The organism is Methanococcoides sp. DA23 (assembly GCF_057593895.1).
This window is the reverse complement of record NZ_CM172520.1, coordinates 1,640,734-1,666,097: the sequence shown is the minus strand read 5'-3', so window position 1 is coordinate 1,666,097 and position 25,364 is coordinate 1,640,734. Positions and strand designations below refer to the sequence as shown.

General features: G+C 40.7%; 17 protein-coding genes. 11 read left to right on the top strand and 6 right to left on the bottom strand.

Translation table 11 applies throughout. The features are described 5' to 3' along the window. Window positions 1-40: 40 nt before the first annotated feature. Window positions 41-667 (top strand): class I SAM-dependent methyltransferase, encoded by a 627-nt coding sequence (locus tag AC20MK_RS08005; protein ID WP_487355333.1) that lies wholly within the window; start codon window positions 41-43, stop codon window positions 665-667. A 7-nt stretch (window positions 668-674) separates the two neighbouring features. Then, window positions 675-1,511, top strand: coding sequence for an MBL fold metallo-hydrolase (locus AC20MK_RS08000; RefSeq protein WP_487355332.1), 837 nt, complete (start codon window positions 675-677; stop codon window positions 1,509-1,511). Here the strand turns inward: AC20MK_RS08000 and AC20MK_RS07995 are convergent. The 4 genes from AC20MK_RS07995 to AC20MK_RS07980 form a co-directional block, all read right to left on the bottom strand. Then, window positions 1,506-2,696 (bottom strand): MFS transporter, encoded by a 1,191-nt coding sequence (locus AC20MK_RS07995; protein ID WP_487355331.1) that lies wholly within the window; start codon window positions 2,694-2,696, stop codon window positions 1,506-1,508. The two genes, AC20MK_RS08000 and AC20MK_RS07995, sit on opposite strands and share 6 nt — an antisense overlap. A gap of 40 nt (window positions 2,697-2,736) precedes the next feature. Then, window positions 2,737-5,028, bottom strand: coding sequence for a sensor histidine kinase (locus AC20MK_RS07990; RefSeq protein WP_487355330.1), 2,292 nt, complete (start codon window positions 5,026-5,028; stop codon window positions 2,737-2,739). 125 nt (window positions 5,029-5,153) lie between these two features. Next, on the bottom strand, window positions 5,154-6,428 hold the full coding sequence (locus AC20MK_RS07985) for a Glu/Leu/Phe/Val family dehydrogenase (protein WP_487355329.1): 1,275 nt from the start codon (window positions 6,426-6,428) through the stop codon (window positions 5,154-5,156). 269 nt (window positions 6,429-6,697) lie between these two features. Continuing rightward, window positions 6,698-6,916 (bottom strand): hypothetical protein, encoded by a 219-nt coding sequence (locus tag AC20MK_RS07980; RefSeq protein WP_487355328.1) that lies wholly within the window; start codon window positions 6,914-6,916, stop codon window positions 6,698-6,700. Between the two features lie 255 nt (window positions 6,917-7,171). Here AC20MK_RS07980 and AC20MK_RS07975 point away from each other — a divergent pair, with 255 nt between their 5' ends. The 7 genes from AC20MK_RS07975 to AC20MK_RS07945 all read left to right on the top strand — a co-directional run bounded on the left by AC20MK_RS07975 (window position 7,172) and on the right by AC20MK_RS07945 (window position 18,612). After that, window positions 7,172-7,894, top strand: a complete 723-nt coding sequence (locus AC20MK_RS07975; RefSeq protein WP_487355327.1) for an ABC transporter ATP-binding protein — start codon at window positions 7,172-7,174, stop codon at window positions 7,892-7,894. A gap of 19 nt (window positions 7,895-7,913) precedes the next feature. Then, the gene (locus tag AC20MK_RS07970) at window positions 7,914-9,161 is read left to right on the top strand and encodes a COG1361 S-layer family protein (RefSeq protein WP_487355326.1); all 1,248 of its coding nucleotides are present in this window, start codon (window positions 7,914-7,916) and stop codon (window positions 9,159-9,161) included. Window positions 9,162-9,165: 4 nt separating this feature from the next. After that, window positions 9,166-10,380, top strand: coding sequence for an ABC transporter permease (locus tag AC20MK_RS07965; RefSeq protein WP_487355325.1), 1,215 nt, complete (start codon window positions 9,166-9,168; stop codon window positions 10,378-10,380). Window positions 10,381-10,395: 15 nt separating this feature from the next. Beyond that, window positions 10,396-11,610 carry an ABC transporter permease gene (locus tag AC20MK_RS07960; protein WP_487355324.1) on the top strand — a complete coding sequence of 405 codons (1,215 nt, stop codon included), beginning with the start codon at window positions 10,396-10,398 and terminating at the stop codon, window positions 11,608-11,610. A gap of 85 nt (window positions 11,611-11,695) precedes the next feature. Next, a complete protein-coding gene (bcp, locus tag AC20MK_RS07955) occupies window positions 11,696-12,178 on the top strand; it encodes a thioredoxin-dependent thiol peroxidase (RefSeq protein WP_487355323.1) in 483 nt (160 codons plus the stop codon). Window positions 12,179-12,609: 431 nt separating this feature from the next. Then, window positions 12,610-16,974 (top strand): PAS domain S-box protein, encoded by a 4,365-nt coding sequence (locus AC20MK_RS07950; RefSeq protein WP_487355322.1) that lies wholly within the window; start codon window positions 12,610-12,612, stop codon window positions 16,972-16,974. 390 nt (window positions 16,975-17,364) lie between these two features. Further along, window positions 17,365-18,612: a M28 family metallopeptidase gene (locus AC20MK_RS07945; RefSeq protein ID WP_487355321.1), complete on the top strand. Its 1,248-nt coding sequence runs from the start codon at window positions 17,365-17,367 to the stop codon at window positions 18,610-18,612. 107 nt (window positions 18,613-18,719) lie between these two features. On the opposite strand, the gene AC20MK_RS07940 is transcribed toward AC20MK_RS07945, so the two are convergent. Then, complete coding sequence (locus tag AC20MK_RS07940) at window positions 18,720-19,982, bottom strand: MFS transporter (RefSeq protein ID WP_487355320.1); 1,263 nt, start codon at window positions 19,980-19,982, stop codon at window positions 18,720-18,722. A gap of 129 nt (window positions 19,983-20,111) precedes the next feature. On the opposite strand from AC20MK_RS07940, the gene AC20MK_RS07935 reads away from it, so the two are divergent. Beyond that, window positions 20,112-21,014 (top strand): SPFH domain-containing protein, encoded by a 903-nt coding sequence (locus AC20MK_RS07935; protein ID WP_487355319.1) that lies wholly within the window; start codon window positions 20,112-20,114, stop codon window positions 21,012-21,014. Between the two features lie 272 nt (window positions 21,015-21,286). Here the strand turns inward: AC20MK_RS07935 and AC20MK_RS07930 are convergent, their stop codons facing one another. Continuing rightward, on the bottom strand, window positions 21,287-22,096 hold the full coding sequence (locus tag AC20MK_RS07930) for a helix-turn-helix transcriptional regulator (RefSeq protein WP_487355318.1): 810 nt from the start codon (window positions 22,094-22,096) through the stop codon (window positions 21,287-21,289). A 288-nt stretch (window positions 22,097-22,384) separates the two neighbouring features. Between AC20MK_RS07930 and AC20MK_RS07925 the strand changes: the two genes are divergently transcribed. Continuing rightward, a complete protein-coding gene (locus tag AC20MK_RS07925) occupies window positions 22,385-25,078 on the top strand; it encodes an FAD-binding and (Fe-S)-binding domain-containing protein (RefSeq protein WP_487355317.1) in 2,694 nt (897 codons plus the stop codon). The last annotated feature ends 286 nt before the right edge of the window (window positions 25,079-25,364 follow it).

Genomic DNA, 25,364 nt, shown 5'->3' with positions numbered 1-25,364 from the left:
TATAATTCCGGTTAATAATGTTACTTTAGGAGTGTCAAAAATGAATGTCAAGGATACGGTCAGGAAACATTCCAGACCAACAGGGGAAGAAGGCAAGAAGGTCGGTCTGGAAATGAACGAGCATCATTTTAAGCTATGGGGATGGGGACTTAACCATGTTAGTGTTGAACCTGACTCCAGCATACTTGATGTTGGATGTGGTGGCGGTCGTGCTGTAAGCATCCTTGCAGAACTTGCAGAAAAGGGTAAGATATATGCTATCGACCACTCACAGGATATGGTGGACCTTGCTACTGAATACAATAGTAAGGAAGTAGAGCTTGGACGTGTTACCATCATGGAGTCCTCGGTCTCAGAACTACCGTTCCCTTATGATAAATTCGATCTTGTGACCGCATTTGAGACCTGCTATTTCTGGCCGGACCTCGAGGAAGGCCTAAGGGAGATCAAGCGCGTTCTCAAAAAAGGTGGTACGCTTCTGATAGTCAATGAAATGTACGACCATGAACTTTTTACCGAACGTAATTCTCCTTATAATACTGCAAAGGGAATGAACATATACTCTGCTGAAGAATACAGGAAAGCACTCACTAGTGCAGGGTTTTTAGCTATTGAGATCGATGAGGTTCCTGAGGACAATTGGATAACCGTTGTAGCAAAGAAATAATATTGCCATGCAGATCACAAGGCATGTTCATGCCATAAAGATACCTTTTACCCTGATAGGTAATTCCGGTGAGCGGATCGAACGTTCTGTTCATTCATATCTGATCTATGGTCGTGATGTTTGTCTTGTAGATTGCGGGGTTGCTGGGTCGGAGAACATCATCTTCGATCATATTAAGGCTACAGGAAGGGATCCAAGTGAGATCTCACTTATCGTCCAGACGCATTCCCATGCCGACCACACAGGTTCCACTCCCGCAATAAAAGAGCTTACAGGTTGCAAAGTAGCAGCTCACAGGGATGCCGTTGAGTGGATCGAGCATCCGGAAATTCAGGTAAAGATACGCCCTGTTCCGGGTTTTGAGAATATTTCCGGGGGTCCGGTCAAAGTCGATGACATTCTCGAAGATGGGGATGTCATCGAGCTTGATGATGTTCTCTCCCTGAAGGTCATACACACTCCGGGACACTCTAAAGGTTCCATCTCTTTGATGCTACTTCCTGACAACGTATTGTTCACTGGAGATGCTCTTCCTCTTGTCGGCGATATCCCAATATATGAGAATGTTGAACAAGTTCTTTCATCTCTCAGAAGGATAAAGGATATCGAGAACATCGAGACCCTTCTATCATCATGGGACGATCTTGTGAAAGGTGAGGATGCCTATAGGTACATAGATGGATGCATCGAACATGTCCATCGTATCCATGAAGCGGTTGTTGAATTCTCTTCTGTTTCATGGGAGAAGGTAATGGATGAGATAGGTCTGGAAGGTGTGGCTATAAATCCTCTTGTTCTGAGGTCTCTTGAAGCACATTTGAAAACGGATCTCGACCTTTTATGATCTCGTTTCCTTCCTTTTCCTCAACACCAGCCAGACCATTATTCCTGAGAGCACTATCATCAAACTGCTGATCTGGAATGGGGTTTCAAAGCTGACATATCCTCCGAAGATCCCACCTATGAGGGGTCCCACTGCAACTCCTGCTGCCTGTGCACTTGTGATGGTGCTTATCCGGCTGCTGATGTTTTGCTCTCCTACTATATCGACTGCAAGGGCAAGTAGCGGGGTTTCAACTGCTGCCATGGCAATTCCCTGAAGTAGCCTTAAGAATATAAGTGAATTAATGTCCGGAGCATAACCAAGGGCAAGAACTATCAGAGCATTGAAGAATATTCCGCAAAGGATCGGTATCTTTCGTCCAAAGCGGTCTGAGAACATCCCGATAGGCACTTGAAATACTATTCTCGAGATCACGTATGCAGACAGGGCAACACCAAGTAAGAGTTCGCTTGCACCTAGTCTTGTCTGGTATGCAGGAAGAAGGGAGAGGATCAGCATTATTCCCACAAGCATCATGAACATTGCAACAGCAAGCACTCTGATGATGAACGGATCATCAACATGTGACACTTCAACAGTGGCTAATTCATGTGATCTTGTCTCTTTCACGAAGGCAGCGATCATGAATGCACTTATCATCACAAGAGCTGCACTTACATAGAACCCTGCTACAAATCCATAGTACGTCACCACCGCACCACCTACAAGTGTGCCAAGTCCAAAGGAAGCTCCACGCAGGGTGGAATATATGCCGATGGCCTGACCTCTCACTGTGGATGCTGAAAGATGTGTGATCATTGCAACGATGGCAGGAATTGTTGCACCTATTGCAATTCCCTGAACTGTCCTTAAGACAAGTATAGATTCAAAGGACCCTGATACAGAATAAAGATAGCATATAATTGAAAAAACAGCATATCCGAGGAGCAGGAAAGCTTTCCTTTTATTGAGTCGTTCGCTCAATCTTCCCATGTATGGTTGGGAAAGGGAATTAGCCAGCCCGAAAACAGTTGTTGCAAGACCTGCTTTGAGCACTACGGGCATGTCCTGAAGGATAAGGGAATCTATGTTCGCAACATACAGTGGAATAATGAAGACCATCATTCCGGTTGCAAGGTCCTTGAATATTTTGGACAATGAAAGAATGTACAGCTGATGGTCAACAAGACGGCTGGTTTCAGGCATGTGTTCATTTATTTGTAATGGATGTGATATAAATCATTCATTACTGTTCATTATCCTGTCTTACTATCCCTTCTACCGGAATAGTGAACGTGAATACACTTCCCTTGCCCTTTTCACTATCCACCCATATATTCCCTCCTTGCATTTCAACAAAGCTCTTGACAAGGGCAAGTCCGAGACCGGTGCCCTGATACTTCCTTGAAGAAGCAGAGTCTATTTGCTGGAATGGCTGGAAGAGTTTTTCTATGTCTTTCTTATCTATCCCTATGCCGTTATCCTTTATGCCGATCTGTGCAAGTTCGTCATCATAGAGGGCATTTATGGAGATGGTTCCTTTCTCATCAGTGAATTTAATAGCGTTGCTTAATAGGTTGTATAATATCTGCTTTATCTTTTTTTTGTCAGCAGTTATCAGTGAGAGTCTTTCATCGATATATGTAGTTATTTCAATGTTCTTTTCTATCGCAATTGGGCTCAATAGTGTCACAACATTTGTGATGATCTCATCTATGGGGAACGTTTCATAGTAAAGTTCCATCTTTCCAGACTCTACTTTTGAGATGTCGAGAATATCATTGATGATGCTTAACAGGTGTTTGCCTCCGGTCAGTATGTTATTGGCATACTTCTCCTGTTTTTCATTGATATCCCCAATGGTCCTCTCCATAAGAAGTCCTGAAAAACCTATGATCGAGTTCAAAGGTGTCCTCAGTTCATGGCTCATATTAGCGAGGAATTCGCTCTTTGTCTGGTTTGCGGCCTCAGCAGCTAGTTTAGCTTGAATTACTATATCCTCTGCCTTTTTTCTTTCAGTGATGTCAACAATTATTCCATGCAGGTGTTCGATCTCACCGCTTTGATCACTATGGGACAGGGTCTGTTCTTCAACCCAGTGAATCTCTCCTGATCCTGATATTATCCTGTATTGGCTGATGAAATTTGGAACATTCCTTTTCAGACTTTCTTCAAGTCTGTCTTCTACACGACTTATATCATCAGGATGGATTATGTCTGCATAATCGATCGTATTTGAGAGGAAATCATTGGCAGTGTAGCCAAATTGAGTGACATTTTCAGAAACAAGCTCTACAGGCCAGCCCTTTTCATTTTTCCACTTGAAAACTGTTACCGGGCTATGGTCAATGATATTGTTCATCTCTTCATTAAGTTCTTGTGACCTCTGGAGGGTACTAAGAAGCTCGTTCAAGCCAATGGGGATCTTTTCGAGATCCGCACCTATATTTGTATTTGCTCGGACCTTGAGGTCCCCGTTCAAAGCAGAATCTGCAATTTGCTTGAAGTCGTCTACAATATCTTCGATCCTTTTGCTTATCGTATTGGCTGTTAAGGACGCAACGACTCCCATAAAGATTATTGCGATCGCTGAGAAGGATATCATTTCATTTCTTAAAGAAATTACTCCTGCAAGCATTTCTTCTTTAGGGACTACAAGCACGAACGAATAGTTCCCTTCTTTTAACGGCTCATAAAATGCGATGACCTCTTTTCCGGTGGTGGGATCAATTGTCTCGATCTGCCCACTTTTCCCTTCTTCGATATCTTGTGACATTTCATGGATATTGCCAGGAAATTCGTCTAGGGATATGTTACCTATCCAGTCCTTATTGGTAGGGTGTGACAAGATCATCCCTTTGTTGCTGCTAAGTAATGCATAACCTGACTCAAATATCGTGATGTCGCTTACCACACTGTCAAGATAGTTCAGCGATACGTCAACGCCAGCGACCCCTACGAACTCGCCATCAGAGAATATGGGTGTTGAGTAACTGATGATAATTTGATCATCGTACCAGTATGGTTCAGTGATGATATCGGTCTTTAATAATTTAGGTGATGAGTAATAATGCAGATCTTCGTAGTTCTTTAAAGGATCCAGTTCTATGTTGCCGGTCAATTTGTTCCAGTATGGGATGAATCTACCCGTGGAGTCATGACCTGCTGCGTTGATATATTGCTTGTCTTTTCCATCGAATGCATCGGGTTCAAAAGCGACATATGCTCCAATGAGTTCAGGGTTCTGGATGAGTATTTCCCGAAGGAACTGATTTGCTTCATCCCTGTCTCGTGTTGCATCTTTCGCCATTGAGTATGCTATCGTTCTTCCGATGGTATGGCTTTTTACCATATCACCGTTGAACTGATTTGCATATTTTCCAGCTGTCTCTTTAGCTTGTTGATAGGCAAGTTCTTCGTGCTGGGTCGTTGAAGTTGATATGATCAGAAAACTTGATGCTATGAGAACAAGAAATGTTCCAATAACGATGTAAATGGTTAGTCTTTTTCTGATCGAAATATTATCAAGAGAATTCAATTTTACTCCCTGTCTTAAATATAGTTAGGTATATATTTTGTATGCGTAAATATATATTTTATCTAATTAAACTCCTTATCATAACTCTATTTATTTAATACTTGTGCAAGTATTTTATAACATATTCAAAGATTGCCACGCAATCTTTCGGCTTCCAGTATTCTTTCAATGGAAATCTGGAGGGCTGCTCTTCTCATGCTGCATTTTTCTTCACAATAAATTGGATACACTGTCTCAAAAGCTGTCATCATCTTTTTTCTTAGCTTTTCGAGGATCTTCTCTTCTTCCCAGTAATCCTGATTGAGGTTCTGTATCCATTCAAAATAACTAACAACAACGCCGCCGGCATTTGCCAGTATATCCGGTATCACCAGTACAGAGCGCCCAAGCAGGATCTGACTTGCTTCGCTAGATGTGGGTGCATTTGCAAGTTCAAGGATTATTTGTGCTTTTACATTATTTGCATTTTCAAGATCGATCTGATCTGAAAGCGCTGCTGGGATAAGCACTGTACAATCCGAGGTGATCAATTCCTTATTGGTTATCTCTTGTGCGTCAGGAAAATCCATCAAGTGCCCTGTCCTGGATTTGTGTTCGATAACAGCCGGGATGTCAAGTCCTTCTTCATTCAATATCCCGCTTGTTGAATCACTGACCGCGCATACCTTGTATCCTTTTTCATGTAGGATAAGGGCTGCGTTCTTGCCTACATTTCCAAATCCCTGTACTGCGATCTTGATGTCCGGCATTTTGATATCCAGTTTGCCAAGGGCAGCTTCGAGGATATAGACCCCTCCCAGGGCTGTTGAATGCTTCCTTACTTTGCTGCCACCGAGGGCTAATGGTTTTCCTGTTACGATCGATGGGACATGTTCTCCCTTTATCCTTTCGAATTCGTCCATTATCCACACCATTATCTTTTCATCAGTGTAGACGTCTGGCGCAGGTATATCCTTAAATGGACCAATATAGTCGGAAATTTCACGTATATAGGCACGTGTGACCCGTTCGAGCTCTCCCCTGCTAAGCTCCTTTGTGTTTACGACTATCCCTCCTTTTGCACCTCCGAAAGGGATCTCCACTAAAGCACATTTGATCGCCATTAGGAATGCAAGGTTCTGGAGATATTCGACGGTAAGTTCAGGATGATATCGTATCCCTCCTTTGGTGGGACCCCGGGCATCGTTGTACTGAACTCGGTGACCGATGAACATCTTTGTTTTTCCTGAATCCATATGTACCGGGAAATGAACTGAGAATGAACGTCTGGGGGTGTCCAGAATGTCTATCTCTTCCATTTTCATATCTAAACGTTCATGTATACTATCCATTTCTATCTGGCATAGTTTACAAGTTGATGCACTATCCGCATGAATACGTTCTAATTTATTATTTGGCAAGTTCATCCCTCCATTCTGTATTGATAATTTGTATATGATAGTTAATATTCTTTTTCAAAAATTGCTTCTTGTAAGATTTGAATGAAAATAAGAGTTCTTAAAGAAAGATTTTGAGCATAATTTTTACACAGTATCTAACTTTATTATGGAATATCAATATATTTGCTGGAGGTGATGGCAATCATTTCAGGGGCAGGAAATGAATTCCCTGCCGTTTTCTGCTTATTTTTAATATTGTTAGGTTGGACCAAAAGGTAACAAAAAACCGTTCAATTTTTTCTTAATCTGGGTACCAGCTCTCTTGGGATCCTTTTGTATCCCATCAGGTAGATACCAAGTATCATCAGGATGAACGATTGGAAATATGTTATATTACTGTTCGAGATATAGGGTATTCCAATTCCAAATAGATTGTTCAAGGCAGAAAGTAAGAATATGAATCCAATTATTTCGCTTATGATGCTTTGATTCTTGTCGATTATCCCCATAGTTGATCTCCATTACTGTTGACGGAATTTGCTGTTAAATGTTGTCGTTTTCGGTTAATAAAGGTTCGGCTTTGTGTGGCTACTTGAAATTACAACTCAGGGATAAATGTTTTAGATATATGCTAACTCTTAAATAAGCAGAGGCTCAATATTTCTATTAAGTTATTGTTGTAGACGATCACCGTTTATATTCAAATAAAAATATATTATATGTAAGCAATATTGAGCTATTTATGGTCCTTTAGAGGTGACTATTTGAAAACTATCCAGAACTCGGATAATGATGATCCTGCTGTTGTAAGGGCGAATGATGTTTGTCGTTCTTATCAGGTAGGTGATATGATGGTCCCGGTTCTTAAAAATGTGAACCTGCTTGTAAAAAAAGGAGAATTTGTAGCTATAATGGGTCCTTCGGGTTCAGGTAAAAGTACACTCATGAACCTGATAGGTTGTCTTGACCGGCCTACATGTGGCAGTATTTCATTAATGGGAACCGATGTGAGCACTATTTCTGATGACGAACTGGCAAGACTTCGGGGGCTGGAAATTGGTTTTGTGTTCCAGAGCTTCAATCTTGTTCCGAGACTGACAGCACTTGAGAACGTAGAACTTCCCACATATGCCAATAGCAGGCCAGGTGTTGATAATCGAAAACATGCAAAGGAGCTTCTGGAATTGGTGGGGTTGGAAGACCGAATGAACTACCGTCCAACTGAACTTTCAGGGGGTCAATCCCAGAGGGTGGCTGTTGCACGTTCTCTGATCAATGACCCTTCCCTTATACTGGCGGATGAGCCTACCGGAAACCTTGATTCAAAAACCGGCAAGGAGATCATGGACCTGTTCACCGAGCTCAACAAAAAAGGACGTACTGTTATAATGATCACGCATGATCCAAATCTTGCAAAAGTATATGCTGACAGGGTGATATACCTGAAAGACGGATATGTCGAAGACCGTACTGATGTCACGAATTGATAGAAGGGTGGAGTATATTGTGAAAAACTATAAAAGACCAATCGGAATTCTGGTATTGTTAATGGTATTTTTTGTTGCTTTAGCTCCCATGCTTGCTGGTGCAGCATCTTCCAGCAGTACATTAAGGGTGGACCTCTTGAGGTACGATCCATATCCTGCAGAAATAGGTGCTTATGTAGATGTATGGATCAAAGTTGAGAACTTTGCAGCCGGCACTGCTGAAGATGTCACAATAAAGATCGAACCTGATTATCCTTTATCACTGGATTCAGAAAGCAATGCCATGGAAAATTTCGGCATATTACCTCCCGACAGGGCTGCTATCCATGCGTATCGTCTTTATGTGGACGATGGTGCAAAGGCAGGTACAGGAAGTTTTGACATACTGTATCGTTCAAGTGATGAATCCTCCTGGCAGGAAAGCACTTTTAATATCAAAGTAGGCTCCACCACTTTTGATAGCAAAGGCACTGTAGGGCTCTCAAATATAATCGCTTCTCCCGAGGTATTTATGCCGGGGGATGAGGGCAGTGTGAGCTTTACCCTGACAAATACTGCCCAGCAGAGTACGATCCTCATTGATGATGTGAACTACGATACTTTTGCAAGGGTACAATCCGCAACACTAATAGGTACTGATACTATCACCGTTACAAGTCAGCCTTATGAAGGTAAAGGGGTGCTTGGTCCGGGAGATTTCGTGCAGGTCACTTATAATCTCAAGGTAAGTGATTCCATAGAAGATGGTACTTATTTCCTCGATCTTGTCATGATCGGCAACTCCCACTCTTTTAATAATAACTGGATGGTGCCTGTCGTTGTGGATTCCTCTTCTGTGAGGGTAATTCCTTCCATGTCTCTTGTTCTTGAGAATGGTAAGGCGAACCTGGAGTTCGATGTTGCGAACATCCATCCGAATGCACTATCTTCTGTGATCGTAGAACTTGAAGCAGATGGGGTGGAGTTCCTTCCAAAGGAATATTTCGTTGGCTCCATGGACTCGGATGAACTTTTTACCATTGAGATCGAAGCACAGGCAGAAGATCCTGATAGGACCGGTCCGGTGAACCTTACTATCAATACGAATTACAGGAATGGTCTGAATGAACATGATGAAGTTGTCGGGACACGTGTCCTTACATTGAAACATGTGGATGAGGACAATGATCACACTACACTGTTCATCCTGTTAATTGGAGGTGCCATCGTAGTTGCTGCTTATTATTTGTACCGAAAGAAAGGTTTGAGGATATCCATGGAAAGCTGAGATCATGGTAAAGCTCTCACACGCTGTGAAGATCGCATTTGGAAGCATACGTAGTGCTAAGATACGCTCTGCTTTGACCACGCTTGGCATTATCATAGGTGTGGCTGCTGTCATTGTGAACATTTCATTGGGTGTGGGATTTAGCCAGAACTTTGAAGACAATCTCGGAGCGGTGGGTTCTAATTTCGTTGTTATTTTCACGCAAAAGAACAATGTATTCACTGATAACCAGCTTGAAGTTGTAAGGAACACAGCAGGTGTTGAGGCGGTATCGCCTGTCAATGGGCAAATAGGCACTGTCACGTACCAATCTTCGAGTCGGAGTGCTACAATAAATGGTGTCAGTTCCGAATATGAGGAAGTTGGGAATATTGTCATGGAAAAAGGTCAGTTCCTCAATGATCAGGATCAGTTCGTCGCTGTGATAGGTTCGGATATAGCGTATGACAAATTTGAAAGGAACCTTTCTGTAAAGAACTCCATCAATATTTCCATTAATAATATAGAAGGTGGCGTAAGTACCCGCAAGTTCACAGTGAAGGGTATCATTCAGGACCCTGATGCTACTTTTATTGCCCCTGAGGTCGATCCAAGGTTCAGGGTGTTCATTCCCCTGGATGTGATGCAGGAGATGCAGGGTGTAAGTGATATTGGTGGTTTTTTCATAAAAGCTGAAAGCCTTGAAATCCTTGAAACCACGACTGATGAGATCGACGAGAACCTTGCAAGATCGGTTGGTGTCCCAAGTCGTGACATTGATAATGAGGACGCAAAACCCTATGTGATCTTCAGCCAGCAGGACATTCTTGAACAGCTCAACCAGATATCCAATGCGCTCACAGCGATATTGACAGTTATTGCACTGATAGCCCTTCTTGTTGGTTCCATTGGTATCACTAACATCATGCTCGTGACGGTCACTGAAAGGACAAAAGAGATTGGTATCCTTAAGTCTCTGGGATTCACTTACAGGGATATTCTAACACTTTTTGTTGTAGAGGCAGCTATCATTGGGTTTTTAGGTGGCATCTTTGGTGTTATCCTGGGAGTTATAGCTTCTTACTTCGTAAATCAGTATATAGATGTACCGTTCGTCTTCCCGATATCTCTTATCTTCCTGGGCTTTGGGATCGCCCTTTTCGTTGGGGTGGTGGCAGGTGTATATCCTGCCAATAAAGCGGCTAAAATGGATCCGGGGGAATCATTGACCTATGAATGAAAGAGGTGTTCCGGTATGCTGAAGTTCTCACAGGCTCTGCATCTATCGATCGGTAGTATCAGTAGCTACAAGCTGCGATCTGCACTAACCACCCTTGGTATCATCATAGGGATAGCTGCTGTGGTTGCAAATGTATCTCTTGGTGCCAGTTTTAATCAGTTCTTTGTCGACGAGCTTGGGTCTCAGGGTTCGAACTTCATTGTCATCTATAGTGAGGATATCAATCTATTCTATGACAATCAGCTTGAAGCCATAAAGAATACGCCAAGGGTCGAGGGGGTGTCCCCGATAAGGCAGCAATTGGCGGGTGTTACTTATATTAGCACGATCCGACAGATCGATATACAAGGGACCTCGGGTGATTATGAAAAGATCGGCAATATACAGTTGGAGGTTGGGAATTTCTTTTCGGACCAGGACAAGTATACTGCTGTACTGGGTTCAGATGTTGCATATGAAAAGTTCGACCAGAAGATATCTTATCGCAATTCTATAGATATCGAGTTCATACGCAGAGATGGCACACCTGTAGCACACAGTTTCAAAGTAATTGGTATCATTGATAGCCCGGATACCACTTTCATACAGACCGGGGCTGAGTCCGATGTAAGGATATTCATTCCCATAGATACGATGAACGAGATGCTGGGAATTGAAGATTATGGCGGTTTTTCAATAACAGTTGAAGATGCCGAGTCTGTGCGTCCTGTTTCTGATGTGATCGATAAGAAGATCGCCAGGAGTCTGGGAGTTTCTGAAAGGGAGCTTGATAATGAGGATGTAAAGCCTTATACTATATTCAATCAGGCTGACATTCTTGATCAGCTCGATGAGCTCTCAGCTGGTCTGACCTCTCTTTTCATCTCGGTTGCACTTATCTCATTGATAGTCGGTTCCATTGGGATCATGAACATCATGCTCGTGACGGTTACCGAGAGGACAAAAGAGATCGGTCTTTTAAGATCATTGGGTTTTACGAGGTCCAATATCCTTTCCCTTTTTATCACCGAATCGATCATACTTGGGCTTATAGGGGGGATATTGGGGACTATCCTGGGCTTAGCAGGCTCTTATGCTGCAGTGACCATTCTCGGTCTGCCTTACATTTTCCCCATGTACCTTTTCGTTCTGGGCGTTGGCATAGCAGTTGGTGTAGGGCTGATAGCAGGTGTCTATCCTGCAAATAAAGCTTCAAAGCTTGATCCTGTGGATTCTTTAAGAAAGGGTTAATTCGAAGCTTATCTTCTATATGGATCATTTTATTCGTAGATGGTTTTTTGTAGCTGGATGTCTAAAATAAATGTGAGGTACTAAAATGGGTAAAACATCACTTTCAGTTGGGGAAAAAGCCCCACAACTCAGCCTTCCAGATCCAGAAGGTAATGAGATCTCTTTGGAGAACTTTAAAGGAAAATGGGTAGTTCTTTACTTCTATCCAAAGGACAATACATCCGGATGCAGTATAGAGGCCATGGAATTCACAAATCTCAAAGGTGAGTTTGAAAAAGAAAATGCTCTTGTGATCGGTGTCAGCAAAGACAGCCAGGCATCGCACAAAAAGTTCATCGATAAGAAGGAACTGGGTATCACCCTTCTTTCAGACGAAGGCACTGAGGTTCAGCAAAGCTATGATGTTTGGCACCTGAAGAAGATGGCAGGTCGAGAATATATGGGAACTGTCAGGACGACCTTCCTTATCGATCCGGAAGGGAACATTGCAAAGATATGGGATAAGGTCAAGGCTAAAGGGCATGCAATGGATGTACTTGAGGAATTGAAGAAGATCAAAGCGGAATGATCTTGTTTTTTTCTTTTATTTATTTGGCTTTGCAGAAAGTCTTGCACAAACCAACAAAAATTATTTTTTTCTGATCATAAGATCAACAATTGTTAGGATCTCTGCAGAATCGTTTTCTTCATTTAATCACAAGTACTGATCAGATCCTATCAACTTTTCAATTAAGGTAATTGTTGGAATATTAAGATAATCGATAAGAGATATCTTTTGTAATTTAAAATACATGTAGGGGAATTTTACCACCTCTAAATGTATCGTATGATGTCGTTTATATGAGGTTGAACTGGATTTGTGAACTTCTAATATCTAATCATCACAATATTATAAATGATAACTTTATATTTAGAAATAATATCATTAACCCAAATCTAAATTATTTGCTCTATCATATACAATTTTAATCACCAAATTTAATCGATGAGGGTAAATTCATGGGCAATGACTTAAAAAAACGAATCTCAACTTTTGAAAAGGAATTGTCACTAAAAAACCAAGCGATCGAATCAAGTATTAGTGCTATTGCGTTAACAGATATTGAAGGAACAATCATCTACGTAAATACTTCTTTTTTAAAGATGTTTGGTTTTGATAACAAAAACGAATTTTTGAGTGATAATGCGGCTATTTTTTGGGATGAACAAGTCGAAGCAACAGAATTAATAGGAAATATTCATGAAAAAGGTTCTTGGTCTGGTGAACTCACAGTTCGAAAAAAAGACGGCTCCCATATCATAACTCTAGTTTCTGCTAATATAATTCGGGATGATTCGTATGAGAAAATTGCTATGATGATATCGTTCATAGATGTTTCCAAGCAGAAAGAATTGGAGAACGATTTTCAAACGATATTTAATTCTGTTAATGATGCCATTTTTATATATGCTCCTGATGGACAGTTCTTGGAAGTAAACCAGGTCACTTGCGATGGATTGGGATATCCAAAGGACGAATTATTGCAAATGACGGTAATGGACATAACACCTCCTGAATTTATAGAAACAATAGGTGAGCAAATTATTGCTAAAATAAATCAGGGAGGCGGGATCGTCGAAACTATTAGTAGATGCAAAGACGGTTCTTTGGTACCAGTTGAACTTAACCTTCACCCGATCAAATACAAAGGAAGTCCTGCAATAATGGGCGTTGGCAGAGATATAAGTGAACGCAAGAAAGCAGAAGCTGTATTGAAGGCTAGTGAAGAAAAATACTCAAGTCTAGTGGAAAATGGAAATGACGGGATCATCATAATTCAAGGCGATCTGCTTAAATTTGCAAATCAAAAGTTCATAGAAATCTGCGGATTTTCAAAGGATGAAATAATCGGTAAATCTTTTTTTGATCTAGTTTCAACTGAATATAAGGAAATCGTACAGGAAAGGTACAATAAGAGATTTAGCAGCGAAAATGTTCCAAACAATTATGAGTTAGAGATAATTTCAAAGGATGGAAACTTTATTCCAGTGGAGCTCAATGGATCGATCATCGAGTATGAAGGCAAATCCGGAAATATGGCAATAATCCGTGACATCACTGAGCGCAAGGAAATGGAAGTAAAGCTGCAAAAAACGGACTTTATGAATAAAGCAATTTTGAATGCTTTGCCGGATATGATCTTTCAATGCACTAGAGATGGGACCATCATTGATTATCGCCCATCAGCTAATGTAAGCACATATGTTCAACCTGATGAGTTCTTAGGTAAAAAAGTCAGTGAAGTCCTGCCAAAAGAAGTTGCTGACAGGATCATTTACTCAATTGAACAGTTAATGCAAACAAAAGAATTGCAACATTTTGATTATCAGCTTCTAATAGATGGAAAAACATCTGATTTTGAAGCTCGTCTGGTTCTTAGCGGAAATGATTCAATATTAGCGATCATTTCAGATATCACAGAGCGTAAGCTAGCAGAGAATGAATTGAGAATAAGTGAAGAAAAATACTCAACTCTGGTAGAAAAAGGAAATGATGGAATTGTTATTTCCCAAGATGGCTTGTTGAAATTTGCGAATTCTAAAATGCTGGAAATAATGGGATACGGTCCAGAAGAAGTAATTGGAAAACCATTTTCAGACCATGTATGCGAAGAACATCGAGAATTAGTTCTTACGAGACATATTGATAGATTGAATAATGGTAAGAATATTCCATCTAGATATGAATTCGATCTTCTTTGTAAAGATGGAAATAGGATCTCATTAGGCGTCAGTGCTTCCATTATTAAATACGAAAATAGACCTGCAGTTATGTCAATCTTGCGTGATATAACCAAGAATAAAGAGATGCTAAATACGCTGAAAAAATCTGAAAAGAAGTTCAGAGACATTTTTAACAGCTCTAATGATCTAATTTGTATACACGATATAGAAGGTAAACTCCTGAAAGTGAACAAAGTTACTTGCGAAGTTACTTGCTATGGCCGACATGAACTTCTGCAAATGTCAATCATGGATCTGGTTCCACCTGAATATAGATCAAAGTTAATTGATGATGTCAAAATCCTACCTGAGATCAAACATTCTATATTTGAAACATTAGTTCTATGCAAGGACGGTTCCCACATTCCTATAGAAGTAAGTAACCGCCTTATTGAGTATGAAGGGAAAACCGCTGTACTCAGTATTGGAAGAGATATTACAGAACGCAACAGGTTAAATGAGGAACTGAAGAAGAAAAATAAATTACTTCAGGTGAAACTTGACTACATATCTTCATCAAAAAATGAATTGGATGATCTGTCACTACTGGACATAATAGATCTTGAACATATTCAATTAATACAGGACACTTTTTCAAAGGCGAATGGTGTGGCTTCCATAATTACCGAAACTGATGGCAGTCCCATAACCAGACCAAGCAATTTCTCTAAGATCTGTCAGATAGTGCGTAGCACAAAAGATGGAGAAAGGAACTGTCAGAGATCCGACATGATATTGGGAATAAAGGCGAATGAACTTAGGGAACCCATTTATGAAAAATGTCATAGCCTTAGATTGATGGATTCCAGCGCTCCTATAATCGTAGGCGGAAAACATATTGCCAACTGGCTTATCGGACAAGTCAATGTGGGAAATTTTGATCCTAAATCGATAGAGAAGTATGCCAGTGAAATTGGTGCTGATGTGGATGAAATGCTAGATGCATACAACGATGTCCACCAAATGTCTGAGGAACAATTCGAGAATGTGCTACACTTGTTTTCACTCTTTGCAAAGGAGATATCAACGCTAGGATACAACAACCTGAAACTGATACAAGAGATAAATGAACGCAAGAGAGTAGAAATAGGTTTGAAAGAAAGTGAAGCAAAATACAAAGATGTTGTTTCATCAATGGATGCTATGTTCTGGAAAACCGATGTGGTACAAAATGGAAATTTTATTAATACTTATGTATCTCCATTTGCAGATAAATTGTTAGGGGCAGAAGAAGGAACAATTGATTGGAATACATTTTTAAGTTCTATACATCCCGAGGATATAAATAAAATACATCAAAAACTAATTAAAGATGTTCATACACAGTCCCCTCTTGATTATTATGAATATAGGGTCATAAGACCCGATGGAACTCAATTGTGGCTATATGAAAAAGCAATAGCAAAAGTTAATTCTGAAGGGACGTTGCAGCTATTCGGAACTACAGTTGATATAACCGAACTTAAAAGAATACAAGATGCAATGATAGCCGAAAAGGATCGGGCACAAAAATATTTTGATGTTGCTAAAGTTGTAATGTTGGTTCTTGATGTTAACAATAAAGTAATTCAAATAAATAAAAAAGGTTGTGAGATCCTTGGTTATGAAGAGGAATATATTGTTGGCAAGAATTGGTGTGAGGAGTTTTTACCTGAAAATATTCGCGAACAAGTTGAAAAACAAATTGAATATTTAACATCAGATAATAACAAACAAATTAATTATTATGAAAATCCAATTTTAAATTCTGCCGGTGAAGAAAAATGGATTGCATGGAATCTATCCATATTAAATGACAAAAACGGTTACATTGAAGGTTATCTCTGCTCGGGACAAGATACTACAGAGCGCAGAATTTTCGAAAAGAATTTACTAAATGCAAAAATAGCTTCTGAACTTGCAAATCGTTCCAAGAGTGAGTTTTTGGCAAATATGAGTCATGAACTAAGAACTCCACTTAACTCTGTAATTGGTTTTTCGGATGTTTTATGCCATGAAACTCATGGGGAACTTAATTCAAGTCAAAAGAAATTTATAGAAAATATAAATAAAAATGGACAAAATCTTTTAAAGATAATAAATAACATACTTAACCTCTCAGCTATAGAAGCAAGAGCAACTGAACTCAATTGTGAAAAGTTCCTGCTATCTGATCTGTTCAAAGAGGTCCAGAAAAATGCAATTCCATTTGCAATTGAGAAGAACATATCCATAGATCTCGATGTTGAAGACCTGATCGTTATCGATGCTGACAAGGACAAAATGAAACAGATAATGAACAATCTAATTAACAATGCACTAAAGTTTAGTGAACATGATGGGTCAATAGTTATCAAAGCACGAGAAGGAAAAAATGAGGTGAATATTTCAGTTAAGGATTCAGGAATTGGTGTCCCTGAAAAAGAGATTGAAAAATTATTCGACCCATTTTATCAGATAGATGGTTCATCAACACGCAAATATGGTGGAAATGGAATCGGTCTCGCTCTTGTGAAGCATTTTGTAGAAATGCATGGAGGGGATGTTTGGATCGAAAGTCAGGATGGGATGGGGACCGAGGTTCATATAAAACTTCCTGCTGAGATCCGGATAATATCCTGACCTGTAGAAATTGAATTTGGAATTTAATACGCATGTTTGGTGGTTGAGAAATAATCTACATAACAGGCTTTCTCAATTCGCTGACTAAATTGATCAAAATAATGAAATTGAACCTGGCACATTTGTCAGGGTCATATCCTTTTTTTAACCAGGATCTTGAACTAAAGTTTAATGCCTTTAATCCTCTTTTGAAAATGAATTTGGTGGTACACTGGTTTACAATTGGCAAATATGAATGTCGATCGACTATGATCAAATCCGGATCACAATAAATAGATATTTTACGTTTAAAGACCAAGTATAGATGGGTACTGGGTAAATTCACATCAAAATAGGGACACTACCTTTTGACTGGCAAAGATGGGTTAGATCAATTCTTGGAGAATTAATATGAAATTCAATAAAAGAACTGAGAATGAAGAATATTCAGAAAAAGCAGAGTTCTACTTGAATACTTTATGTGATGTAAAGCCGACCAGAAGCACTGGTTCGGCAGGTAATCATGAAGCAACAGACTTCTTTGCGAGAATTGTTACCTCTTATGGCTATTCAGTCGAAAGTGATTCCTTTGATTGCATGGATTTTGAGAGTGGGGATTCTTCCCTTATGCATATGGACACATCTTTTGAGATATATCCAAGCCCTTTTTCTCTTGGATGTGATGTAGAAGCGAAATTAGAAACAGTTACTACCATTGAAGAATTAGAAAAATGCAACTGCAGGGATAAAATCCTATTGATGAAGGGCAAAATATGCGATGAACCGCTGATGCCAAAAAATTTCATTTTCTATAATCCCGAAAATCATAAGAAAATATATTCTCTTCTAGAGACAAAAGGACCAGCCGCCATAATCACTGCCACAGAAACCAAACCTGAACTTGTAGGAGCAATATACCCCTATCCCCTTATAGAAGATGGTGATTTTGACATCCCTTGTGCATATTGCACGGATACTGTTGGTGAAAAAATAGCCAAAGGAACAGGCGTCATGTTCAAATTAAGGATAGATTCCAAAAGGATCCCTTCAACAGCCTGCAATGTCATTTTGCGGAAAGATCCAGACGCGGATATGAAAATTGTTATTTGTGCACATATAGATTCAAGGGCCAGCACACCTGGTGCGTCAGACAATGCTTCTGGGACAGTGGTACTATTACTTCTTGCTGAAATGCTTTCAGATCATCAAAGCAACATTTGCATTGAAATTGTGGCTTTAAATGGTGAGGATCACTACAGTGTGGCAGGACAAATGGATTATCTGCATAAGTATCAAAAAGACTTCGATAAGATAATTCTAACTATCAATATCGATGATGTGGGCTACAAAGAAGGTAAAACCGCTTATTCATTCTATGAGTGTTCAGATAGAACAAAACAAAACATCTGTAAAACTTTATCCAAATACGAAGGTTTAACGGAAGGAGAACCCTGGTATAGCGGTGATCATATGATGTTCGCACAAGATCTCATAGAGACCATGGCATTTACATCGGAGTGCATACCTTTTTTGATGAAAACAATTACACATACAGAAAAAGACACACCAGATATCATTGATTATGATAAACTTGTGGAACTTGCATTTGCATTAAAGGATATCGTGATAAGTATGGATCCAATAAGTAAAGAAGAATAAGCATCTGTTATCGGTATCATCAAAGCTATTATGTTTTGTATCTGAAGAATATCTCAGATCGAAATATGTGGTACTTTCAGGATTACTTTCTTTCCTTTTTTCCTTTTTTATAATTTATTTTCCGTCTCTTCCTGTATTTTCTTTTCAAAAGAAAGCATCCTGAAGGACAGCAGGAACACTGTGTAGATGATCAATGCTGCCATTATGAACGCTCTTCCTCCAAGTATCTCATAGAGAAAACCTCCCAGAATAAGTCCTGCAATACTGGCCAGGCTTGAAAAACTGCTGGCAAAGCCCTGCACAGCACCCTGATTCTCTGTTCCGGCAAGTTTTGAGATGATGGACAGGATCGAAGGCCACATGATCCCGTTCCCAAGTGCAAAGAAGGCAGCTGCGAGATATGTGAGGGCAACGTTCCCGGATGCAAGCAGGACGAAGTTCGTACCGAGTACAACACTTCCGGTTATGGCAAGATGAGCATCCGAATACCTCTTCACCGCCTGGCTAAGTATGGGTCCCTGTACTATTATCATAAGGATCCCAAGTACTGAGAAATATATCCCCATATCAGCAACGGACCATTGAAGGGACCTTATGGCATGAAGCGGGAACGCTGTGTAGAATATATTGAATCCTAAAAATATCAGGAAATATAGCAACAACATATATGGTATGTTCTTTATTCCAATCACTTCTCTGAAACCGATCTTCTTCGTTTTCTGTATTATGCATTGCCTTGATTCCGGCAGATACAGCAGTATCACAATTGTTCCTGTGAGGGATATCAGAGCAGCAGCAAGTACTGGGACCAGTTCCTTATAGATCGTTATGCTAAGCAGTCCTGCAAGTGCCGGTCCTATTATGAACCCCAGGTTCGCGGAAATGGACATTTTCCCAAAGTTCTTGTTACGGTCCTTTTCCTCGGTTATGTCCGCAAGGTAGGCATTTGCTACGGCTATGTTTCCTCCAGTAAGCCCGTCAAAGCTCCTTGCTATGAACAGGATGAGAAGGGGTATCGTGATGATAAATGTTCCAAATATCGTGGAATCTACGGTAATCAGGGTCTTCAAAGGAGTGAAAAATGCAAGCAGGAATATTATCCAGGACAATAATGTTCCTGCCTGTGTTATGAGCAATATCTTCTTCCTTCCGTGAATGTCAGACCATCGTCCCAGTATGGGTGCCCCTATTAGCTGGAAAGCCGGATACATGGCACCGATGAATCCGTAAACAATGGCGTTCCCCCCAAACTGGTCCACCAGGAAAACAAGGAAGGGGATGACTATCCCAAAGCCAAGGGTGTCGATGAAGGTTATGAGGAGCAAGGGGAAAAGTCTCAGCTTTTTTGGGTCACAGCCATTTTCATCCATCTACATTTAGTATCTGTTTTCATTTATTTATAGGTTCTATTTTCCGGCTCTGAACTTTAAGGCAACTCTATATTGCGGACAAATCTATATAGTGCAACTTCCATCATAAAATTAAGAGGAGTGATGTATATGGCTTTCACTGAAAGATCACAGAGAGATACAAATAGAGAATTGAGATCTAACCCGATAATTTTTGCACAGATCAGACCAATCGAATACGGTGTGGTCGAACGTTTTGGTAAATTCACAAAGGTGCTTGAACCCGGATTGCATATCTTGATCCCATTCGTGGACAAAGTAAGGATCGTTAACATTACCGAACAGATGGTGGATGTCGATCCGCAGATGGTTATCACAAGTGACAAACTGAACGCGATCGTTGATGCCGTGGTTTACTATAAGGTAAATGATCCACAGGCTGCACTTTATCACGTCGATGACCATAAACGCCAGCTTTCTTCACTTGCACGAACCACACTCAGGGCGGTCATTGGTAAAATGACATTGACCGATGCGAACGAGAACCGCGCTGAAATAAACGATAGTGTGGAACAAGTATTGAACGAGGAAACAAAAAGCTATGGTGTGGATATCCTTCGTGTTGAGATCCAGAGAATTGAACCCCCTCAGGATGTTCAAGAGGCAATGAACGAAGTCGTGAAAGCAAATAACAAAAAGATCGCTGCTGCCGATTTTGCCAATGCTGCCGAGATCGAGGCGGATGGTTTCAAACGTGCGGAGATCAAGAAGGCGGAAGGTCTCAAAGAAGCCGCAATCCTTGAAGCAAACGGAAAAGCGTATGCAATAACAGCAGTCGCAAAGGCCGATGCAGAACAGATAAAGCTGGTCAACGAATCAATTCAAAAATACTTTGTCGATAATGCAATCGATTATAAGAAACTTGAATCGACCGTTGCTGCACTGCAAAACGGAACAAAGATCATCGTTGGTACAGATACCGAACTCGTCAATGTAATTGGTGATGCTTCCGGGGTTGTGCCAATAAATACAAAAAGAAATGATGTAATCTAAAATGCCAGTCGTAAGGCAGGTAATTTTGAGAAGAGGATCTCTACAGAACCAATTGGTTTTGTGTTCGATCTTCTCACAATTTATGTTTAATTAAACTTACATTGGGTAACTCTTTGGAGATTTGCATGTTCCTGAAGTCCCCTGGGGAAATAAAAGGTTCAATTATATCTTAAAACTGAAGGAAAGCTGTTCTATGTGTATGATGATAGTGATCGAGAAGGAGAGGAGGTGGGCGACTATTCGCCATAACGAAAAATCTCTTTCTGACTCTCTTATTTAGTAATTTCCTGAAGCATTTCTTCTTTTTCTACAGGTATTGATAGTTTCTTGAAGTGCTCTATCAGGTCCGATCCCCATTGCAGAGCCTGCAGATCAGAGCTTGTAAGCTTCAGGTGATCAAGCACCATTTCTTTATTGAAAAGCGCTATCATGAAAATATTATCAGTGACCGAGATCGACCCTATTGTTACATCTTCTTTCAAAATGAACAGTTCTGACCTGTCCGATCCAAGTATTGTCCTCAGGTCCTTTTCACGATCCTGTTTCATCCTGTCAAAAACAGCTTTTGTGAGTATAAGCGTTATATTGATGCCTCTTTTGGCAAGCATGGCATAGTTATGAGGGCACTGTGGGTGGAAAAAGGAAGCAAGGGTTTCGATACTTGCTGACTTTGCAAGGCTGTCATTAAATTCTTTTGGAGGCTCAAAAATACATGTCATATCAGGCTTTTTGAGCTCGCATTTTTCCAGATCCCATATCCTGTCGCGAAATTCTTCGGGAATACAGCTCAGGTTACGGCTCATCCAGTACTCATAATTGTCCTCGAAAACTTCGATGGTACCAAGAAGGGGTTTCATTTTCTTGACAAGTATCCGTGCAGCATCTGTCAATGAATAGACTTTGTCATCATATGCAATAAGGTCAAGTTTTCTCAGTTTCTTGATCTGTGGAAGCATGGCACTGGATGTAACATCGAGTACTTCCTTTATCTCATCGATATCCTTCGGTCCGTCCATTAGAAGCAGAAGTAAGTTCTTTCTTTTCTCTGAAAGGAAGATCGTATCGATGAGTGATGCTTGCATTTTTGATCTTGTCCCGAATGTAATCCAAATGGCATTTGTTTACTATTCTATTTAGTTTCGTTCCTTTGTACATGCTATTTCAGGATCTATAATATTTCAAAGCCCTAATGAATTTTAACGCCTTTGCTTATTTTAAGCCCTTTATGTTTTTTCATGCTTTTACGATACAGTAGAAGGTTAGGTTATATAAATTCAATTTCAACGTCTTATTGTTAACACTCTTACTTATCTGCCGGATCTTCCGGATACGAATGCATAATAGAATTCAGAAAAAATGAGGGATAGTCCATGACCAACAATGGAATTAATACAGCATTAAAAAACAAGCTCGAAGAGATGTTTGAAGATCGTGTATCTTTCAGTAAACTTGAAAGATTAGTATATTCCCATGATGTGGGAGTTATTCCATACTCTGTCAAAAAGACGATAGCCACAATGCCCGATGCAGTTGTTCAGCCTGTGAATGCTGATGAGGTATCCGTTCTTGTGAAACTTGCAATTGAGAATAAAGTTCCTATCATTCCAAGGGGTGCAGCATCCAGTGGGTTCGGTGGAGCTGTTCCTGTTGCAAATGGAATTGTCATAGATTTTGCCCGAATGACAAATGTAATTTCTCTGGATACTGAAGATCTCACCGCAGAGGTTGAGCCAGGTGTGGTCTGGTCAGAACTCGATGGAAAGCTTAAAAGAAGCGGATTGACGTTGCGCCTGTATCCGAGCAGTGCTCCTACTTCCACTGTTGCCGGATGGGTTGCCCAGGGTGGTAGTGGAATTGGCAGTTATGAGTACGGTACGTTCCGGGACAACATAGTTTCCGTTGAAATGGTCGATCCACAGGGTAATTTGAAGGTAATGAAAGGGGATGACCTTGACCTTGTTTATTCACTTGAGGGTATCACAGGTATAATCACAAAGGTCACATTCAATGTGAAAAAGGACGAAGAACAAATTCCAATCCTTGCAGCATTCGATGATGAAAAGAAATTGCAGGCTGCACTGGATGAAATTCGAAAAGCAGGAACTAAGGTCTGGTCAGTGAGCATACAGACTCCCGGCTATGTGGAACTTAGCCAGAAGGCTGCAAACGATACAACTCTTCCAAAGGGCAAGTATCTTGCACAATTCGTGTATAAGCAATCAGTTCCCGAAGTTGCATCCGAAGTGGAAGATATTGTCAGGCGAAATAAAGGTGAGGTCCTTCCTGAGAACGTTGCCAGGCATGAGTGGGACAATAGGTTCTACACCATGAGGCTCAAGCGTCTTGGTCCTTCATTGATCGCCAGTGAACTGATCGTACCTGCGGATTCAATGGGGGATTTCCTTAAGTCAGTTGATAAGAAGTTCAAGGGCGATTTTGTCTTTGAAGGTATAATGGAAACTCCTGACAGGTTCATCATGATGGGATTCATGCTGGCCGATGAAAGGAAAACAAATTATCCGCTGAAATTCTCATCCTCGCTCATTGTGGCAGATATTGCAAAGAAGCATGGGGGCAGACTGACGGCCACAGGCATATTCTTCACCGATGAGTCAAAGGAGCTGCTGGGTGAAGATCTGTTCAACAGGATCGTTGCCTTCAAGAAGGAATTCGATCCCGAACACATTATGAACCCTGGAAAGGTCCTGCCACCTTCGGCTGAAAAGGACTCTCCGATAAAGCAGCTTTCAATTGCCATGAAGGGTGCAAGCAAGGGTAAATCCATCATGAGCCTTGCCGGTAAGATAATGGAAGGAAAGGATGTGGAATACAAGTATGCTGACAAATTACCTGAAGAAATAGGTAAGGATGCGTTCATCTGTGCTCAGTGTGGGGCCTGCAAGACCACCTGTACAGTGTATGAAGCAGACCCCTGGGAAAGCAAATCGCCAAGGGGTAAGTGGTATTTGCTTGCCGAATATCTCAAAGGCAACATTGAATTCGATGAGGAACTGGCAACCGATATGTTCCTGTGTGCTACCTGTAAGAAATGTGACATCAAGTGTCAGACTGACCTGAAGATCGCTCACCAGTTCATAAGCATGCGTTCTATCATGGGTGGAAAGGACTTTGAGAACACCGGTCTTGGCATGATAAGGCAGAACGTGCTCAATTCAGGAAACTTCTGGGGACTGCCTAAGGAAGCCCTTGATTGGAAGACAGATGACATGAAGATGGCTGAAACGGGAGCGATCGGTTACTGGCCGGGATGCTGGTCATCTGCCGTTACCAAGAACATGCCTCAGAACATAGTGAGGATACTGGAGAAGGCAGATATTGAGCTTGTGAATCTTGGAGCACAGGACGACATCTGCTGTGGTCTTTACCTCGCACTTGGGGGATATTCCGAGGACTTCGTAAAGGCTGTTGAGAGAAACATCAACCTGATCAACGAGAAAGGTATCAAGACACTCATATTCTCCTGTCCCGGATGTTTTGCCACCTTCACGGAGCAGTATTCTGCCGTTGCAGAGATGCTCGGACTGAACTGGGATGTTGAGACAAAGCACGTGGTCGTCCTGCTTGATGAACTTATCAAGGATGGCAAATTGAAGCTTGAAAATCCACTGGACAAGACGGTAACATATCATGATGCATGTCATGTTTCCAGATGGTTCAATGCCTATGATTACCCAAGAGATATAATAAAAGCCATTCCAGGTGTAGAATTCGTGGAGATGGAACATAACAGGGAAGAAGCCCTCTGTTGTGGCATTGTAACCGCATTCAATGATCTTCCAACAGTGGCCCATTGCGGACAGAAGCGTATCGGTGAGGCCACTGAAACAGGAGCCGATTATCTTGTGACCAACTGTGCAGGATGCGCATCCCAGCTTAACCTCACCTCCAATATGATGGAAGCCCCTGTAAAACAAAAGGATATCACAGATCTCCTGTGTGATTCAATGGGAATCGAGGTGACCTATGATCCTACGGAGGCCATCGGTCAGTTCATGGGACAGGCAATTGAGCTTCTTGGAAAAAGCTGCATACACCGCCGTTAAAGTTGAAACGGGCTGATGAAGGTCAGCTCTGTTTATTTTGTTTTTATTTTTAGCATATATGCTCTATTATCCTTCTTCACTCCTACTCTCTCTTCTGTTCGCATGGACACAATCTAAATATTACGATAAGAAATATTTCCACTTTGGATATTTATATTTCATAGTGAAATATAATTATTCTACAAGCGTAACCTCACAATTAAATTCATTAATTAAATTATTATTATTAGAATCTGTTTATATTAGGATATTAATTTATATAGAATAGCTTCGAGATTATTATGAC

Excerpts from the sequence above, each read along its gene's own strand:
- bcp (WP_487355323.1), top strand. The coding sequence starts at position 11,696 with ATGGGTAAAACATCACTTTCAGTTGGGGAAAAAGCCCCACAACTCAGC.
- AC20MK_RS07940 (WP_487355320.1), bottom strand. The coding sequence starts at position 19,982 with ATGGATGAAAATGGCTGTGACCCAAAAAAGCTGAGACTTTTCCCCTTG.
- AC20MK_RS07950 (WP_487355322.1), top strand. The coding sequence starts at position 12,610 with ATGGGCAATGACTTAAAAAAACGAATCTCAACTTTTGAAAAGGAATTG.
- AC20MK_RS08000 (WP_487355332.1), top strand. The coding sequence starts at position 675 with ATGCAGATCACAAGGCATGTTCATGCCATAAAGATACCTTTTACCCTG.
- AC20MK_RS07980 (WP_487355328.1), bottom strand. The coding sequence starts at position 6,916 with ATGGGGATAATCGACAAGAATCAAAGCATCATAAGCGAAATAATTGGA.
- AC20MK_RS07965 (WP_487355325.1), top strand. The coding sequence starts at position 9,166 with ATGGTAAAGCTCTCACACGCTGTGAAGATCGCATTTGGAAGCATACGT.
- AC20MK_RS07925 (WP_487355317.1), top strand. The coding sequence starts at position 22,385 with ATGACCAACAATGGAATTAATACAGCATTAAAAAACAAGCTCGAAGAG.
- AC20MK_RS07930 (WP_487355318.1), bottom strand. The coding sequence starts at position 22,096 with ATGCAAGCATCACTCATCGATACGATCTTCCTTTCAGAGAAAAGAAAG.
- AC20MK_RS07935 (WP_487355319.1), top strand. The coding sequence starts at position 20,112 with ATGGCTTTCACTGAAAGATCACAGAGAGATACAAATAGAGAATTGAGA.
- AC20MK_RS08005 (WP_487355333.1), top strand. The coding sequence starts at position 41 with ATGAATGTCAAGGATACGGTCAGGAAACATTCCAGACCAACAGGGGAA.
- AC20MK_RS07960 (WP_487355324.1), top strand. The coding sequence starts at position 10,396 with ATGCTGAAGTTCTCACAGGCTCTGCATCTATCGATCGGTAGTATCAGT.
- AC20MK_RS07945 (WP_487355321.1), top strand. The coding sequence starts at position 17,365 with ATGAAATTCAATAAAAGAACTGAGAATGAAGAATATTCAGAAAAAGCA.
- AC20MK_RS07995 (WP_487355331.1), bottom strand. The coding sequence starts at position 2,696 with ATGCCTGAAACCAGCCGTCTTGTTGACCATCAGCTGTACATTCTTTCA.